We start from the raw sequence: 17,467 nt of genomic DNA on the forward strand, positions 1-17,467 counted from the left end.
CTGGTTTTTTATATGGGTTACAAATGTATGTTTTGGGCATAATTCTTAATCAAATATACCCACCACATGAATGGCGGGTAGGGAGTAATCTTCTATTTTTCCTCAAAAATATAAGAAAGTACCTTAATGGCTTGATTGACCGTTTCCACTGTAACATTTGCTTTGCTTGATAATTCTTTCAGAGGGTGGTGAAGTTCTTCTGGTCGAATGAGGATAAGCGGTTTATTTTGGTTGATAGCTGCACTTGCATCCATAGCAGTATTCCATTGCTTATACTTTTCGCCAAATAAGGCAATCACTAAATCAGATTTTTTCAATAAAAGTTCAGTGCGTAAATTATTGATATTTGAGGCTGCTTCGTCTTTGAAAATAGCATTAGGCTGCTTACCAAGGATCTCTTCTCCAATGAAGTCACTGCGGTCATGATTCTCCATAGGCCCGAAAAAATGAACCGGTAGCTGTAGTGATTTTGCTTTATCCTTCAATTCTTCACGCCAGTTAGAATGAATTTCCCCAGCTAAATATACATTCAGTTCCATTGTCTTCCTCCTCTATGTTTTTACTTATTCTATCATCAATTGGAATAAGAAAGAAAATTAAATTTAAATAGATTCAATGTGCATGGATTGAAGATATTGCTTAATAAATAAAAAACCGCGAAGAAATTGTATAATGCCAATAAAAATACTAAAACTAATTGTGCCAAATATTTGCTTATTTAATTATTGGTTGTTGTAGGGATGACACCTGTCTCTAAATCTAAAGTATGGCATTAAAATTTTTTCTATCAGGTGATTTCATTTGTCCTAAGTAGATTTGAGATTTGGCAATTTGCTTAAATTGAACACTTATTTTCATATCAGAAAGGATTCGTCTGATGCTTCTTTCTTTTTATTTCTTTTCCGGGTGGAACTGCTTATGTATGTAACAAAAGACCACATCCTTTGTATTGATTCGATTTTATAAAAATATGCAATGTGAATATGATTGAATTATTTCCCTACGCCGACAATAGCGTCTAAAAATAATACTATTACATCTGTCTTTACATGTGGTAAGATTTATTAGTGTTAGAATTAAGTGTTCGGAGGAAAAGAGATGAGAGAGTTTCTAAAGAAAAAAGGTGTATCCTTATCTTTTAAAGTGTATTTTATAGATGCGTTAAGTAATATGGCGCTCGGATTATTTGCTTCACTTATTGTCGGTGTCATTATTAAAACAATTGGTGAACAAATAAATGCTGGTGCGTTTTCTACTTTTCTCATAGAGATGGGTGTACTTGCGATGGGAATGATGGGACCAGCTATTGGTGGTGCTGTTGCCTATGGCTTAAAAGCTCCTCAGCTAGTTTTGTTTGCTGCAACCGTTAGTGGATTAGCAGGAGCGGAACTAGGCGGACCAGCAGGAGCCATTATTGCTGCATTAATATCCACTGAAATTGGCAAATTAGTTAGTAAAGAGACAAGTTTAGATATTATTGTAACACCACTGGTTGTCGTCTTTTCAGGGTACACGGTAGCTGCTTTTATTGGTCCTCTTATTGACTCTTTAATGAAGGGTATCGGTCAACTCATCATGTGGGGAACTGAGCAACAGCCTTTGTTAATGGGGATTATTGTAGCGTTGTTAATGGGTTTTGCTATTTCTGGACCAGTTTCCTCTGCTGCAATAGCTATGATGCTAGACTTAAATGGATTGGCAGCAGGGGCAGCTACTATTGGTTGTGCAGCTCAAATGGTAGGATTTGCTTCAAGTAGCTATCGTGAAAATAAATTTGCTGGACTCGTTGCATTAGGTATTGGTACATCGAAATTACAGATGCCTAATATATTGAAAAATCCACTTATACTTCTGCCACCAACAATCGCTGGAGTTATTTTAGGGCCGATATCAACTGTCGTATTTAAAATGGAAAATGTGGCAGCTGGTGCGGGAATGGGTACGAGTGGCTTAGTTGGCCAAATAATGACTTTTACTACAATGGGATTTAGTCTTACCGTACTATTAAAAGTGATTTTAATTCATTTTATTGGACCTGCAATCATTAGCTTGATAATATCAGAATATATGAGGAAAAAAGGCTGGATTAAATTCGGCGATATGAAGCTTGATATGGGAGATGAAAAATAATGAGAAAATTAGCGTCAATCGAAGAATACGAACAATTAAAGGAAAACGGAAAATATATTTTAATGTTTTCAGCACAGTGGTGTGGAGATTGCCGGTTTATTGAACCGTTTATGCCTGAAGTAGCTGATAAGTATAGTGAGTTTACATTTATTTATGTGGATCGCGATGAGTTCATCGATCTTTGTGTGGAACTTGATATTTTCGGCATTCCGAGCTTTGTAGCGATCGAAAATGGTAAAGAGCTTGGTCGTTTTGTCAGTAAGGATCGTAAAACACAGGATGAAATTGAGCAATTTATTTCAGCGCTTTAAAGATTGCACGGCTCCTTACAGGGGGCCGTTTTTTTATTTTAACAATCCAAGTTTGTACATGGGTGAAAATCGCAATTATTTCTTGGTCACACCACGTTTTATCAATTATTTTTGTTTAAATGGCATATGAATTTACCTTGCATTTCATATAGTTGATCTATTTCTCAATGCTACATCTTTTAATTGACACGTAATTGTCTGTTGTTTTATATAGGATAGATGGAGGTATGTGTTTTACCTCGATAATAGCCATATCAACCGTTATGGAAGCGGGACACTTTTGTTTCTGCTCATTTTAGTGTAAACTAAGTACCGAAATCTTCCCTGTAAGGAGGGATAAGAATGAAGAATAAAATGACAAGTAAACGTATGAAAGAGGAATTAGAAAAGCGTCTTCATAAAGATGATCGACTAATGACTTTCGATAGAGAAAAAGATCAATTACGTATAGAAAATAAGCATACTGGCAAAGGGATTACGATAGAATTGCCTGGCATTGTTGCGAGATATCAAGAGCAAAAGGAAAAAGCGATTGATGAGGTTGTTTATTATGTAGAAGAAGGCTTAGAAGCCATGACAGGGGAACAGCATTTTTCTGGTAAAGAAAAAAACATCTATCCCGTTATTCGCTCCACCTCCTTTCCGCTTGAAACTGGTGATGAGGTTCCCTTCGTATATGATGAGCATACGGCAGAAACGCGTATTTTTTATGCGCTTGATTTAGGGAGCACTTACCGCTTAATTGATGAAAAAATGCTTAAAAAAGAAGGCTGGGAAAAAGAGCGAATAAAAGAAATTGCTCAGTTTAATGTTCGATCGCTTTCAACAGAAATGAAAATAGATCAAGTTGCTGGCAACGATTTTTATTTCCTCAATAAAAAAGATGGGTATGACGCTAGTCGTATTTTAAACGAGCCTTTTCTAAAAAGTATGGCGTCAAAGGTCAAAGGAAATATGGCTGTAGCTGTTCCTCATCAAGATGTCTTAATTATTGCTGATATCATGAATGAAACAGGATACGATATCTTGGCGCAAATGACGATGAGCTTTTTTGCAAGTGGCCATGTCCCGATTACAGCACTGTCATTCTTATATGAAGACGGCGAGTTAGAGCCGATATTTATTTTAGGTAAGAATAAAAAGAAACAATAACCATGGAAATGGGTCGCTATAGGCGGTCCATTTTTCATTTGTATGTCATCTTTTTCAATGATATCAAAAACTTATCAAAGATAACTCAGATTATATAATTGCTATCATTCTTAGTAGGTTTACTGATAGAATATAAGTTAGAACAGAAAAGGAAGTTGATAGAATGAATTGGTTTAAAAGAATAAAAGCCTACTTTAATGGCTATGATGCCGATGAGTTCAAGGAATATAATCCAGCGAATACAACTCAAGAAGAGAAACCTACAAATAACACGAATAAAAAAATTCAAGCTAAAGAATCATATGATACGCATAGAGAGATAGAAGCAAAAGTTATTTATCAATATCCAAAAGGTGAATTTCGTTTTCCTCTCATTCCAGATGAGACACGGGAAAGAAGAAAGCCAAGGGAACGTGTAAATAAATTAGCAGACGAAAAGCCAATAGAAAGCAAAAATCTTCAAACAAGACAAAGAAGAAGTCATGCAACAAAAGAAAATATTGAAAATCAGCAAGAAAGTCATCGTCCATTAGAAAAGAAACAAATAAAAAAAACGGAGATTAAGCTGAATACTGGGCCATTTAAACCATCAGAAATACCTTCTCCTATATATGGTTTTGGTCAAAGAAAGAGTCAAATAAAAGAGGAAACGAAACTTGAGCAATATGAAAGTATAGAGCCTATTGAATATGACCTTGGTATTGCTCGTGGCAAAAAAGAATCAACTCCACTTGAGGAACAATACAATCAATTGTCTCAATACGATGAGCCGGAAAAAGTGGATGTGAGGATGGAAGAAGAAACGCTAGTCGTTACTAACAATGAGCCTGAACAAGTAATAGTACCATTTCAGGAAGAAGATGAGGTAATCGTTTCACAAGAGCAATCTGCTGTCGCACTTGAAAAAACCGCTCCTATTTCCAACCAGTTTGAAGAAGTTGAAGAGAAACGGATGTATGAAGAGGTTGTGCAGAATGAAGGACAAACAAGCATAGATAGTATGGAAGAAGTTCAAGTCAATGTGGAAGAAGAGATAGAAACTGAAAAGTCGCCTCTTCAATCACAGAAGCGGAGTCACCTGCCTTTTAATGTAATGATGTTGCAATCGGATAAGAAAAGGTTAAATGTCAATGAGACGGTAGAATTTGATCAATCGTCACAAGTAAAAAAAAATGACTTTTATAGACAAGAGGAAGTAGAAGAACATCTGCCTAATTATGTTTTTCCTTCTATGAGGCTGTTAGATCCTCCGGTTAATATGGACACAGATGAAGAATGGTTATTAGAACAAGAGGAATTATTAAATGCTACTCTACATCACTTCAATGTCCGAGCTCATGTGATGCAAGTAACGAAAGGTCCTGCTGTTACCCGTTTTGAAGTGCAACCAGAGCCAGGAGTGAAAGTAAATAAAATTACAAATTTAGCTGATGATATAAAACTCAGTCTTGCTGCAAGAGATATTAGAATAGAAGCACCTATCCCAGGAAAACATGCGATAGGCATAGAAGTGCCTAACCAAAAAAGTAGACCTGTACAAATTAGCGAAATCATACATAGTGAAGAGTTTATGCAATCGGAGTCACCATTAACTGCTGTATTAGGGTTAGATATTGCTGGTGATCCAATTGTCACAGATTTACGCAAAATGCCTCATGGTTTAATTGCAGGAGCAACAGGATCTGGTAAAAGTGTTTGTATTAATTCTATTCTGATCAGTCTTTTATATAAAGCGGACCCTGATGAGTTAAAGCTTTTGCTCATTGATCCTAAAATGGTAGAATTAGCACCATACAATCAAATACCACATCTTGTTAGTCCGGTCATAACCGATGTAAAAGCGGCGACAGCCTCACTGAAGTGGGCAGTAGAAGAGATGGAAAGAAGATACGAACTATTTGCTCATTCGGGCGTACGAGATATTAATCGTTATAATGAATATGCAGAAATAAATAAGCAATACAATCAAAAATTGCCGTATATTGTCATTGTCATAGATGAATTAGCCGATTTAATGATGATGGCCCCAGCTGATGTTGAGGAAGCCATCTGTCGTATCGCTCAAAAGGCAAGGGCCTGCGGGATTCACTTAATTATAGCGACTCAACGTCCGTCAGTTGATGTTATCACAGGTCTCATTAAGGCAAATGTACCAACGAGAATTGCCTTTTCTGTCTCTTCACAAGTCGATTCACGGACAATAATAGATATTAGTGGTGCTGAAAAGCTGTTGGGTAGAGGAGATATGCTCTTTTTAGAAAACGGTTCATCAAAACCAGTTCGCTTGCAGGGAACTTTTGTTTCTGATCAAGAAATTGATGATGTCGTAGCACATGTGAGGAAAGAGCAGAAACCGCAATATTTATTTGAACAAGATGAGTTATTAAAGAAAGCGAAAGTAACTGAAGAAACAGATGAATTATTTTTTGAAGCATGTTATTTTGTGATTGATCATCAGGCGGCATCAGCTTCTATGTTACAAAGAAGGTTTAAAATTGGTTATAACAGAGCAGCACGCTTAATAGATATGATGGAGGAACAAGGCTTCGTATCTGAAAATCGAGGCAGTAAGCCAAGAGATGTCCTCATTAATGAAATGGAACTAAATGAAATTCAACAAAATAGTGAATGATGTTAGAAGAAAGGTAAGGAAGGGACATGATGGTTGAAAATAATACACCCATCGTTCATTTGCACAAGTTTCGTGAAAAAAAGCAACTGCAAGGTGAGGAAGCTAGTTTTCAGTTAATTGATAAGGTTAAAAGGTACAGTGCACGCCACTTAAATATCCGTGAGATGGTCCGTGCAAAACATATTTTCAAATTACATCTCCAATTAAAGGAAGAAGATGAAATTCCATCAAGTTTGTACCAGCTATTTACTGATTGGTTAATTTTTGATTACCAAACCATTCATGGGGTTAGTGTGTTTCAACTTTTTTTACAGAGACAAAGAAATCAGATGCGTGAATATGAAATGATTCAAGCTGCCCTATGTATGGCTTCCGTGATGGAACCATTGCTAATTACTGACTATGATGGAAAGACTATTATTGGATATGACTTAAATGAGGAAGAACAAGTTGTATCATTAAATAATGTGGAGCATTCTTCTTTAACTATCGAAAAAGGAATGGTTGTTTTTTTAAGGAGAATTCCTGGTATAAAGAATGATTTTGCTTTTACCCCTTTCCTGCTATGTCCACATGTTCATTTTTTTATTGAATTACGTACAAACTATCAAAGAATGGGCAAAAATGATACTTTGAGGTCTTTCTTAAAGCACAGAGCACTGGACATTTTACCAGAAAGACAATATTGGGAAGTAGTGAGTCAATAGACATCGTTCTTATTACCTAAAAACAAACATCCTTTTAATGCTGAAAAAGCTATTATACTGTGCCGTTGGTAAGGTAAAATCCCATACTTTATAAGTTGTAAAAAATTATGATGATCGGGACGAGTGATACATAGTTTTTCAAAGGGAATAATGATATAATGTTTAAATGTGAATAAAAAAGAATTATGGAAACTTGAAATAAACGATTATGAGCAAAAATAGATATATGTCATATACTGTTTTACAGATATACGATGGTTGGAGGTTTCTTTATATGACTATTTACCATTTCGTCGGTATTAAAGGGTCAGGAATGAGTGCACTTGCACAAATTCTACATGATATGAATTATAATGTTCAAGGATCAGACGTTGAAAAGCACTTCTTCACACAAGTGGCACTTGAGGAAGCTGGAATAAAAATTTTGCCATTTAATAAAGATAATATACAACCCGGCTTAACAATTATTGCTGGTAATGCATTCCCTGATACACATGAGGAAATAGAAGAAGCGACAAGACTTGGTTTACCAATCATTCGCTATCACAAGTTCCTCGGTGATTTCATGAAGAATTTTACAAGTATCGCTGTTACAGGAGCGCATGGTAAAACTTCTACGACAGGGTTACTTGCACATGTACTTACAGGTGCGAATCCTACTGCTTATCTAATTGGTGATGGTACGGGGAGAGGAAATAAACTGGCTGAATACTTTGCTTTTGAAGCATGTGAATATCGTCGTCATTTCTTGTCATACCATCCGGATTATTGCATCATGACTAATATTGATTTTGATCATCCAGATTATTTTGCAAGTCTTGATGATGTTTTTTCTGCGTTTCAAGAAATGTCATTACAAGTGAAAAAAGGAATTTTCGCTTGTGGTGATGATGAGCAATTACAAAAAGTGCAAGCAAAAGTACCTGTTGTTTTTTATGGTTTTGGTGAAGAAAATGACTTTCAAGCAAGAAATGTCATCAAGTCAACAAGCGGTACAACCTTTGATGTATTTGTAAGGAATACCTTTTATAATACGTTCACGATCAAAGCATATGGAGATCATAACGTCTTAAATGCTTTAAGCGTTATTGCCGTGTGTCATTACGAAGATATTGATGCGTCGATTGTGCAAGAACAGCTCCTAACCTTTGGAGGAGTAAAGAGACGATTTACAGAAAAACAAATTGGTGATCAAGTCATTATAGATGATTACGCTCACCATCCGACTGAAATAAAAGCAACAATTGAAGCAGCGCGTCAAAAATACCCTGATAAAGAAATCATAGGTGTTTTTCAACCGCATACCTTTACGAGAACACAAACATTCTTAGATGATTTTGCTTCAAGTTTAAACTTGGCTGACCAAGTGTATTTATGTGAAATCTTTGGATCCGCTAGAGAAATTCACGGAAAGCTCTCTATTGAAGATTTACAAGCAAAAGTGGATGGAGCTGTTATTCTAAACGAAGAGGATACCAATATCTTAAAAGATCATCACGATGGTGTCTTAATCTTTATGGGTGCAGGCGACATTCAAAAATTCCAGAAAGCATACGAAATGCAACTATAAACAAATTAGTTCCTCATAAGAATGAGGGACTAATTTTTTGTTTTATAAATTCATTTTTCGTTCAAATCTATTAGAGCAATGGGGAATGGGTGTGTAGATCAGAAGTAGAAATGGCAATGGTAGCAGAGCGAAAAGGGTTTGTTGCGCGCACAATTATAGTTCGAATCGACAAAGAAAGCAGAGCAAAGTGAGTTTGTGCGTCCAACTGAAGTGAAACCGGCAAAGATAGCGGAGTAATTATTGTGTTGCACTTACATAGGCTATCAAAAACGACACAACTATCTTCGTATTTTTTGAATTTTTTTAAGAAGACCCATCAATATAAATACGATTTCTTCAATTGAATGATGAAAGTTGATGGTATTCATTTTCTTACTATTTTGATAAAATATAATATAAAAAATAATAATAAATGAATGACGGGGGATGAGTATGCGAAAAAGTACATTAAAGGTAAGTGTTCAACAAGATGATATTGACCATTTAGGTCACATGAACTATATGAAATACCTTGTCTATTTAGAGAAGGCTGTATCTTACTGGTATAAAGAAATTGGCATTGGAAGAGAACAATTAGATCAAAAAAATTTAGGAACAGTAATGGTTAACTTTGATGTTACTTATAAAAAAGAGGCACGTGTGAATGAAGAACTAACTATTTTTACGGAATTGCTTAACGTAGGTAATAAAAGTTTTTATATATACCAAGAAATTTATAATGAGGATGCAGAGTTACTGACAACATGTAAAAAAACTTTTGTGATGTTTAATACGATGACAAGGCAAGGTGTGCCTGTTGTTAAGGAAATTGCCCAGTTATTCCAGAAAGATAATCAGATCAATTAAGCGTTCATCTTTTGTCGAGTGGAAGACTCATTTTACTTAACACACTGTTCCTTTTGGTTACAAAACGGAACAGGAAAATGAATCAACATTAACTCGTAAATGAATACATAAATAACCACGAACAAAAATTTGTTCGTGGTAGACGCTTATTTTAAATTTTCTGGATTGAGTGCTTCTAATTCTGCAATTACAAATTTTCCGTCTTTGCGGATTAGTCGATCATCGAAGTAGATTTCTCCACCACCATAATCAGGACGTTGGATATTGACTAAGTCCCAATGGATATTTGATTTGTTACCATTATATGCTTCATCATAGCATTGTCCTGGTGTGAAGTGGAAGCTACCGTCAATTTTTTCATCAAAAAGGATATCTTGCATTGGGTGTAGAATATAAGGGTTAACACCAATAGCAAATTCTCCAACAAAGCGAGCGCCCTCATCTGTATCGAATATTTTATTAATACGCTCAGTATCATTAGCAGTGGCTTCAATGATTTTACCATTCTCGAAAGTTAGTTTTACATTTTCGAACGTAAAACCGTTATATGGAGATGGCGTGTTATAAGAAATAACTCCATTCACGGAATCACGAACTGGAGCGGTATAAACTTCACCATCCGGTATATTCATTTGTCCAGAACATTTAATAGCGGGAATATCTTTAATTGAAAAACTTAAATCAGTCCCTGGTCCTGTGAAGCGAACTTTATCTGTTTGATTCATTAATGAAACGAGATTGTCCATCGCTGCATCCATTTTACTGTAGTCTAAGTTACATACATCAAAGTAAAAGTCTTCGAATGCTTCCACGCTCATTTTTGCTAATTGAGCCATTGAAGCGTTTGGATAGCGGAGTACGACCCATTTTGTTTTTGGAACGCGAATTTCTCTATGTACCTTCTGCCCGATTGTTGATCCATGAATACGCATTTTCTCATCTGGTACATCTGCTTGTTCGTTAATATTATTTCCAGAACGTAAGCCAATATAAGCATCCATTTGGCTCATGACATTTGCTTCAAATGAAGCCATCATATTATATTGTTCTTCATTTGCGCCGAATAAGAGCGCGCGATCAACTGTATTATCTTTTATTGTGACAAAAGGATGACCACCAGCGGCGTAGGCTTCTTTTACAAGAGCAGTTACAAGTTCTTTTTGTAAACCGAAGTTCTCAATGAGAACCTTTTCTCCTTTTTGTAAACCAATTGAATAATTAATTAAGTTCTTAGCTAATTGTTCAATACGAGGATCTTTCATTACATATCCCTCCGAATAAAAAATTGATTACTACCTTCTTATTGTAACCTAAAGTGGGATGTTTGTTCGAAAATAAATAGAGAAAAAGACAGAATAAATGATTTTATTAAGATAAGTATAGATATGTAAGCTTCCCTTTAGGTCTAATCGCTTCATTTAAGTAATTGTTTATATTATGATAATATTTACAGATAAAATAAAAAGGATTATTTGGAAAGAGCGTTTATTCTCTAATAAATGGGGAAAAGCAATAATAAATTAAATACTTTGCTCTTTTCTTTGAATCATTTTTATTTTGAAAATACGGAGGTGTACCTAATGGAAATTATCTTGTATTTGAGTGTAGCTATTATTGCCATTGCTTTTTTAGTTTTAGTCATCTATCTTTCTAAAACACTCTCATCGTTACAAGTAACGTTAACAAGTGTATCTAAGACATTAGATGGGTTAGAAAAACAGCTAGATGGAGTGACTAAGGAAACGACAGTACTCTTACATAAAACGAATGCATTAGCAGAAGATATTCAAAAGAAATCTGAAAGCTTGAATCATGTTGTTGGTGCCGTAAAAGAAGTAGGGGACTCAGTAAGAACCTTTAATGGTTCTATTCAAAATATATCATCTTCAGTCAGTCAGCAGCTAGAGTCGAATAAGGAAAAAGTTGCACAAGCTATTAGCTGGGGGAATGTCATCTTAGAACTAAGAGAGAAATATAAACAACGTAAGCAAGCCTCATCGCAAACGTATACAGCTGAGGATCCTATCCCTGTCCCTAGCAAGAAAAGAGAAAGAGCAAGGTCATAAATTCAATTTGGAGGATGATAATAATGAGTAACCAAGATCGTCAAGAAAATGAATCAAAACAAGTGGCCAAAAATGAAGATAGCATTAATACTAAGGATTTCGTCATCGGAGCACTAATTGGCGGTATTGTAGGTGCTGGTACAGCATTATTACTTGCACCTAAATCTGGTAAGGAATTAATCAGTGATATTAATACACAAGCTTCTCATTTAAAGGAAAAATCTAGCCATCTCGCTGATACTGCTAAAGTTAAAGGTACTGAATGGGTTCAAGTGGCTAAAGAAAAAAGCAATGAAATCGTCCAATCAGCAAAAGAAAAATCTAGTGACCTACAACAAACAGTCTCAAAGCAGTCTGCAGATATGAAAGATAAAATTAAGCAAATGACTGCGAAAGATGACGGAGTGCCTCAAGAAAGTGCGCCAACATCGGAAGCAGAAGCACAAAAAAGATTAGAAGAAACGAAAGTAGCCTTTGATCAAACAGAGGAAAAAGTAAATCAATAACTTTCAACTAAGCGGTAAAGAGCCCTCGATTCTTTACCGCTTTATTATGAAATCGATTTGTCATAGGTAACCCTTTTTTAGTAAAATAATGTGAGGAATACCATAATTATAATAAGAGAGGTAATTTAAATGGAAAGATTAAATACAAAAGAAGCATTTGACCAAGCATTGCAAGCGAATGAGAAGATGTTATTACTTAAGCACAGTAACACTTGCCCAATCAGCGCAGATGCGTACGAGCAATATGAACAATTCACAACTGAAAATAATGATGTAAAAGCTTATTATTTAGTTGTGCAAGAAGATCGTCCTTTGTCAAATGAAATCGCAGAAATATTTGAAGTAAAACACGAATCTCCCCAAGCTTTTCTTTTCGTTAATAAAGAAGTGGCTTGGCATACATCCCATCGTAAAATTACATATGATAGCCTAAATGAGGCTGTACAAGCTTAAGGTGATATCTTATCCGAACGATTTAAGTCTAATATGGACGTGGGTCGTTCGGGTCATTATTTCAATGGGGTAAAGGAGTCATGTTTTTTTCTGTTCATGCCATTTACTCTATAGTGTGTAATTTCTAGCTGATCAGTGAAATTCTAAATTGCCCCCCTGTTGAATTTACTCCAATAGAGGACTTCTCTAAAAATAACGTATATTGAAGTTCCATGATAAGGAAACCATAAAAATAAATATTGTGCTTCTTCCCCTTCCATTATTCCATTCCTCAACTAATATCACTTTTTCTAAGATGATTTGCAAAAGCTGTTTATAAAGGGTAATTTTCTTAACTCATCGTAATACTGACTATAGTAAAAATTTATCCAAAAAAAAGAATCTGCCAAGAGAAATCGATATCCTTAACTAGTCTTAGATTGTTTAGAGATCAATAAACAGAGCCATTAACAATGGTAGCATTCATAATATAAACCTTTACAATACAATGTGAACCATCTATCATTGCTCTTTCACATCATCAGTTCCATGACTGACCTTGTTCCTATATCAAAGGAAAAAAATTGTTGCTTCTCACCCAAAAGAATCACATCCTTTTGAATCATTTTACTTTATTACTTAAAAGCGTCTAATTAATAAAGAAAAAATTAGTGACAGAAGTATATATTTCATATATAATAACAACAATTATAAAAAATGTATTATAATTATCACCAAAACAATTAAGTGATATCTGAATAAAGCAAGAAAGTTATCTTACTCATCTTCGCTTTTTAGGATGGAGCTTTAATGTAATAACAATTGAGAGGATGGGACTATTATGGGTAAAGAACTAGAGCAATTGCGTAACCGAGTGGATGAAATTAACCTTCAGTTGCTTTCTTTAATAAATGAGAGAGCAGAACTTGTCCAAGAAATCGGAAGGGTAAAGGAAACACAAGGCGTCTATCGTTATGATCCTGTCCGCGAAAGAGCGATGTTGGATCTAATTAAAGAGAATAATAATGGACCATTTGAGAACTCAACAATTGAGCATATGTTCAAGGAAATTTTTAAAGCTGGTTTAGAATTACAAAAAGATGACCATCGCAAAGCATTATTAGTATCCCGTAAGAAAAAATCTGAAAATACAATTGTTGATATAAATGGAGAGCAGATCGGTAACGGACAGCCGCATCTTGTCTTCGGACCATGTGCGGTAGAATCATATGAGCAAGTGGCATCAGTTGCGGAAGCTGTGAAGGCTAAAGGCTTGAAGTTGTTACGTGGCGGCGCATTTAAGCCTAGAACTTCTCCATATGATTTCCAAGGATTAGGTGTTGAAGGCTTAAAGATCTTAAAACGTGTAGCAGATGAATACGGTTTAGCTGTTATTTCAGAAATCGTCAGCCCAAATGATATGGAAACAGCAGTGCAGTACTTAGATGTTATTCAAATTGGCGCTAGAAATATGCAGAATTTTGAATTGCTAAAAGCAGCAGGACAAATCAATAAGCCCGTGCTCTTAAAGCGTGGTATGTCTGCAACGATTGAAGAGTTCATTAATGCTGCTGAATACATCATGGCACAAGGGAATGGCCAAATCATTCTTTGTGAACGTGGGATAAGAACATATGAAAAAGCAACAAGAAATACGTTAGATATTACGGCTGTTCCAATTTTAAAACAAGAAACACATTTACCAGTTATGGTTGATGTCACTCATTCAACTGGAAGAAAAGATTTATTACTTCCAGCTGCAAAAGCAGCACTTGCTATTGGTGCTGATGGAGTAATGGCAGAAGTCCATCCTGATCCTGCAGTGGCGTTATCTGATTCCGCACAGCAAATGGATTTAAATCAATTCGATCAATTCATGAATGAACTAAAACTTCCTTCACAAATTCAAGTGTAATGATATAATAAAGCTGACTTAAGGGGAATGGTAATGGTCCCTTTTGAGTCGGCTTTTTTTATATCTTTATAAAATCATTTGTAGTGAGGATGGTTGTGATTTTCTAATCATTTTTTTAAGATTATGTGAGGAGTTGAACAATAGGGAAGAACATTTGATATTCGTGATCTGGGCTAGATTTTAACTATTTTTTGACTTTTTCATAAATATTGCAGCATGAAGTTGCGAGGGATGAGAAAAGTATCGTATGATTATACATAATGACAATTCTTGCTGAACAAATAAGGTTTGTAGAAGAATGACATACATAAATACATTTTATTAATATAGAAAAAAGTAAAAGGAGTGTGTGACATGAATATTACGATTTATGATGTAGCACGCGAAGCAAATGTTTCAATGGCTACTGTTTCAAGGGTTGTCAATGGGAATCCTAATGTCAAACCAACAACAAGGAAAAAAGTATTAGAAGTAATTGAACGTTTAGGTTACCGTCCAAATGCTGTCGCAAGGGGTCTGGCTAGTAAAAAAACGACAACAGTAGGTGTGATATTACCCGACGTATCGAGCACCTTAGTCGCGGAGTTAGCTAGAGGAATTGAAGATATCGCAACAATGTATAAGTATAATATTATTTTAAGTAACTCAGATCAAAATATGGACAAGGAGTTACATCTATTGAACACGATGTTAGGAAAACAAGTGGACGGGATTGTTTTTATGGGCGGTAATATAGAGGAAGCACATGTGGCGGAATTTGAGAAATCCCCTGTACCTATTGTACTTGCTGGTTCGATTGAAAAGTCGCAAACCATTCCTTCTGTAAACATCGATTATGAACAAGCAGCTTATGATGCGACGGAAGCCTTTATTCAAAAAGGTCACGAAAAAATTGCCTTTCTTATTGGTCCGTTAAGAGAACCAATCAATGCAGAAAAAAAATTAAAAGGCTATAAGAAAGCTCTTCAAGATGCGAATATTCCTTATCATGAGGAATGGGTAATTGAAGGCGACTACACATATGACTCAGGTTTAGAGGCATTTGAACGGTTGTTAGAGTTAGATAACAAGCCAACTGCTATATTTGCTGGGTCAGACGAAATGGCATTAGGAATCGTTCATGGTGCACAAGATAAAGGATATCACGTACCTCAGGATGTGGAAGTGATTAGTTCTGATAGCACAAGATTAGCTTTAATGGTGAGACCACAACTTACATCCGTTGTTCAACCGTTATATGACATTGGTGCAGTAGCAATGAGGTTATTGACGAAGTATATGAATAAGGAAGAAGTCACAGATCACACAGTAGTACTTCCGCACCGAATTGAACAGCGGAACTCAACAAAATAATCATCCGACCGATATGAGAAAAAGAGAAAAGACATATAAAAGTGAGTTTACCGTATTTACAAGGTAATTCTCACTTTTTACATGTTAAGGTAAGAAAAAATGGTCAAGTGAGAAGATAAGTGTCTTTACGGCTAATAAGGCACAACTTGTCTTCACCTCTTGCAGACTCGCCAATAGGCGAGTTTTCTAATTTCGTAATTTGGGAGAGAGAGAATGAGAAAGCTAGACAAGTTAACACCAGTTGGTTTAATGGTCGGTGTAATCATGATTATCTTTGGAATTGTTGCTTCCGGTGGGTGGACAGGGATCAAGTCTTTCTTTGATTTCTCATCCATCTTTATTGTCATTGGTGGTGTAGTTGCAGGTCTTTTTATATCCTTCCAAATGAAGGATTTACGAAAAACTTTTATAGTAATGAAAAAAGGCTTTTCTAAAGAAGAGAGGTCGATAGAGAGTCTGATTGAGACTTTTGTTAAGTTAGCAGACCGTGCAAGAAGAGAAGGCATATTATCTTTAGAGTTAGAAGTCGTAAATGAACCAAATCCATTCATCCGTAAAGGTGTGTTGTTGGCGGTTGATGGAATTGAACCAGAAATGATTAGAGATATCCTTAATGCAGATATTGATGCAATGGAAGAGCGCCATCGAAAAGGAAGGAATATTTTTGAAAAAGCGGGGGATTATGCACCTGCTTGGGGTATGATTGGTACATTAATTGGTCTTGTCCTTATGTTGAAAAATATGGATGACCCCTCAGAACTTGGTTCCGGAATGGCAATTGCTCTATTAACGACTTTATATGGCACTTTACTAGCAAATCTTTTTTTCAATCCTTTAGCTGCGAAACTTGAATCTCAAACGGATGATGAAATTTTTTATAAACAGGTTGTGATTGAAGGGGTAATTGGGGTTCAAACGGGACAGAATCCAACGATTTTACGAGAGAAATTAAGTGTTTATTTGTCCGAAACCGAGAAAAAAGCGATCGAGGAGCGACTAGAGCTAACGGAGGGCTTTGAACATGAGGCGCAATAATCGCCGATCTAAAAGAAATAGGAACAATAAAAAGGGTGCTCCCCTTTGGATGGTGACCTATTCGGACCTTGTTACGCTCGTTCTCGTCTTTTTCATCCTCCTGTTTTCGATGTCACAAGTGGACATGACGAAGTTTAAAGCTGTCTCAGATTCATTTAATAAAGTAGGGATATTCCAATCTAGCTCATCAATATTACCTGAGGATGGACGTGAATCTGTGTCAGATGAAACAGAGACAGGAACACCCCATTCACTTGATTCACTTGTTCAGGAAGTCGAGAGCTATCTAAAATCTAATGGAATGGAAAATGTGATTACAGCCAATCGAAACGAAAGAGGTGTTGTGCTCGTTCTTCAAGAACAAGTATTGTTTGAAACGGGCCAAGCCGATCTTATTGAAGATTCATTTGGTTTTCTCGAAAAGTTAGGGATTATGCTCAAAGAAATGCCTAATCTTATCCGAGTTGAGGGTCATACAGATAATCGTCCAATCGAGACTTATCGTTACCCATCGAATTGGGAATTATCTTCTGCTCGGGCAAGTAGTGTTATTCGTTATTTGGTGGAGAATAATGAAATAGAACCGTCTCGTTTTACTGCAGTAGGATACGGTGAAACAAGGCCGATTGTCGCTAACAATAGCTCGGAAAATTGGGAGAAAAATCGCAGAGTAGAAGTGATTATTCTTGATCCTGAATATAATCATAATGAAGCTATGGAATCATCTCATTGATTCTATAGCTTTTTTCACTTTATTTAGTCTAAGAAAAAGCTGGGTATACGCATTACCATTATCTATTTTACACAAGCAA

Annotated in this window: 16 protein-coding genes; 14 read left to right on the forward strand and 2 right to left on the reverse strand. The window is 35.8% G+C overall.

The features are described 5' to 3' along the window. Positions 1-92: 92 nt before the first annotated feature. The gene (locus H9655_RS00530) at positions 93-539 is read right to left on the reverse strand and encodes a YtoQ family protein (RefSeq protein WP_095372218.1); all 447 of its coding nucleotides are present in this window, start codon (positions 537-539) and stop codon (positions 93-95) included. A 559-nt stretch (positions 540-1,098) separates the two neighbouring features. Here H9655_RS00530 and H9655_RS00535 point away from each other — a divergent pair. The 7 genes from H9655_RS00535 (at position 1,099) to H9655_RS00565 (ending at position 9,348) form a co-directional block, all read left to right on the forward strand. Further along, entirely contained in the window at positions 1,099-2,130 is a 1,032-nt protein-coding gene (locus H9655_RS00535; protein WP_191809876.1) for a PTS transporter subunit IIC, read from the forward strand. Beyond that, entirely contained in the window at positions 2,130-2,441 is a 312-nt protein-coding gene (locus H9655_RS00540; protein WP_191809878.1) for a thioredoxin family protein, read from the forward strand. Before H9655_RS00535 ends, H9655_RS00540 begins: the two co-directional genes overlap by 1 nt. A 342-nt stretch (positions 2,442-2,783) precedes the next feature. Continuing rightward, positions 2,784-3,593: a DUF1444 domain-containing protein gene (locus tag H9655_RS00545; protein WP_225230352.1), complete on the forward strand. Its 810-nt coding sequence runs from the start codon at positions 2,784-2,786 to the stop codon at positions 3,591-3,593. 163 nt (positions 3,594-3,756) lie between these two features. After that, positions 3,757-6,225: a DNA translocase FtsK gene (locus H9655_RS00550; RefSeq protein WP_191809880.1), complete on the forward strand. Its 2,469-nt coding sequence runs from the start codon at positions 3,757-3,759 to the stop codon at positions 6,223-6,225. 29 nt (positions 6,226-6,254) lie between these two features. Next, positions 6,255-6,932, forward strand: coding sequence for a hypothetical protein (locus H9655_RS00555; RefSeq protein WP_191809882.1), 678 nt, complete (start codon positions 6,255-6,257; stop codon positions 6,930-6,932). Between the two features lie 274 nt (positions 6,933-7,206). Further along, positions 7,207-8,502: a UDP-N-acetylmuramate--L-alanine ligase gene (murC, locus tag H9655_RS00560; RefSeq protein ID WP_191809883.1), complete on the forward strand. Its 1,296-nt coding sequence runs from the start codon at positions 7,207-7,209 to the stop codon at positions 8,500-8,502. Positions 8,503-8,934: 432 nt separating this feature from the next. Further along, on the forward strand, positions 8,935-9,348 hold the full coding sequence (locus tag H9655_RS00565; protein WP_191809885.1) for an acyl-CoA thioesterase: 414 nt from the start codon (positions 8,935-8,937) through the stop codon (positions 9,346-9,348). 146 nt (positions 9,349-9,494) lie between these two features. On the opposite strand, the gene H9655_RS00570 is transcribed toward H9655_RS00565, so the two are convergent. Continuing rightward, entirely contained in the window at positions 9,495-10,610 is a 1,116-nt protein-coding gene (locus H9655_RS00570; protein WP_191809887.1) for an aminopeptidase, read from the reverse strand. 318 nt (positions 10,611-10,928) lie between these two features. Between H9655_RS00570 and H9655_RS00575 the strand changes: the two genes are divergently transcribed. The 7 genes from H9655_RS00575 to motS all read left to right on the forward strand — a co-directional run bounded on the left by H9655_RS00575 (position 10,929) and on the right by motS (position 17,388). Continuing rightward, positions 10,929-11,414 carry a DUF948 domain-containing protein gene (locus tag H9655_RS00575; RefSeq protein ID WP_191809889.1) on the forward strand — a complete coding sequence of 162 codons (486 nt, stop codon included), beginning with the start codon at positions 10,929-10,931 and terminating at the stop codon, positions 11,412-11,414. Positions 11,415-11,437: 23 nt separating this feature from the next. Next, complete coding sequence (locus tag H9655_RS00580) at positions 11,438-11,920, forward strand: YtxH domain-containing protein (RefSeq protein WP_191809891.1); 483 nt, start codon at positions 11,438-11,440, stop codon at positions 11,918-11,920. A gap of 129 nt (positions 11,921-12,049) precedes the next feature. Continuing rightward, positions 12,050-12,373 (forward strand): bacillithiol system redox-active protein YtxJ, encoded by a 324-nt coding sequence (gene ytxJ / locus H9655_RS00585; protein ID WP_191809893.1) that lies wholly within the window; start codon positions 12,050-12,052, stop codon positions 12,371-12,373. Positions 12,374-13,193: 820 nt separating this feature from the next. After that, the gene (locus tag H9655_RS00590) at positions 13,194-14,267 is read left to right on the forward strand and encodes a bifunctional 3-deoxy-7-phosphoheptulonate synthase/chorismate mutase (protein WP_225230353.1); all 1,074 of its coding nucleotides are present in this window, start codon (positions 13,194-13,196) and stop codon (positions 14,265-14,267) included. 354 nt (positions 14,268-14,621) lie between these two features. Further along, positions 14,622-15,620, forward strand: coding sequence for a catabolite control protein A (ccpA, locus tag H9655_RS00595; RefSeq protein WP_191809895.1), 999 nt, complete (start codon positions 14,622-14,624; stop codon positions 15,618-15,620). Between the two features lie 213 nt (positions 15,621-15,833). Next, the gene (gene motP / locus H9655_RS00600) at positions 15,834-16,655 is read left to right on the forward strand and encodes a flagellar motor protein MotP (RefSeq protein WP_191809896.1); all 822 of its coding nucleotides are present in this window, start codon (positions 15,834-15,836) and stop codon (positions 16,653-16,655) included. Continuing rightward, positions 16,642-17,388 carry a flagellar motor protein MotS gene (motS, locus tag H9655_RS00605; RefSeq protein ID WP_191809898.1) on the forward strand — a complete coding sequence of 249 codons (747 nt, stop codon included), beginning with the start codon at positions 16,642-16,644 and terminating at the stop codon, positions 17,386-17,388. The genes motP and motS overlap by 14 nt, the downstream gene beginning before the upstream one ends. Positions 17,389-17,467 lie beyond the last annotated feature (79 nt).

This window comes from Cytobacillus stercorigallinarum (genome assembly GCF_014836495.1).
In the GTDB taxonomy this organism is placed as follows: domain Bacteria; phylum Bacillota; class Bacilli; order Bacillales; family Cytobacillaceae; genus Cytobacillus; species Cytobacillus stercorigallinarum.